Here is a 328-nt window from a genome sequence, read left to right as displayed (position 1 = left end):
ACAACCCGCTACGGGGGAGACTTACCCGAAATCTGATTTATTCAACAAAGCCCCAAACCGGTCGAACCTGAACAACTTTTGCGCGTGGTGAATGAGGTATTGATCGACGCGACAAACCATTTTCTGGAACAGCAACGGTTATTTGAACTGTGTAAAAATTACCAGGCGTTGACGCGACGTGAGAAACAGATTTTTGAGCTGGCAATTAATGGCTTGCAAAATAAACAAATCGCATCGGAACTGGGCATAACAGAAATTACGGTGAAGGTACATCGGACTTTGTTGAATAAATCGAACTTTTGCTGAGTTGAAGGATCAGATCACGCAT

The 328-nt window shown here is 43.6% G+C and carries 1 protein-coding gene; it reads left to right on the top strand.

Annotated features, from left to right (window positions below):
• The first annotated feature begins 84 nt into the window (after positions 1-84).
• The gene (locus HX884_RS27540; RefSeq protein ID WP_309138903.1) at positions 85-306 is read left to right on the top strand and encodes a LuxR C-terminal-related transcriptional regulator; all 222 of its coding nucleotides are present in this window, start codon (positions 85-87) and stop codon (positions 304-306) included.
• Positions 307-328 lie beyond the last annotated feature (22 nt).

The organism is Enterobacter sp. SECR19-1250, assembly GCF_013391025.1.
Lineage (GTDB): Bacteria > Pseudomonadota > Gammaproteobacteria > Enterobacterales > Enterobacteriaceae > Enterobacter > Enterobacter cloacae.
Note: the sequence above shows the minus strand (reverse complement) of the source record. Positions and strands in the feature narration are given on the sequence as shown.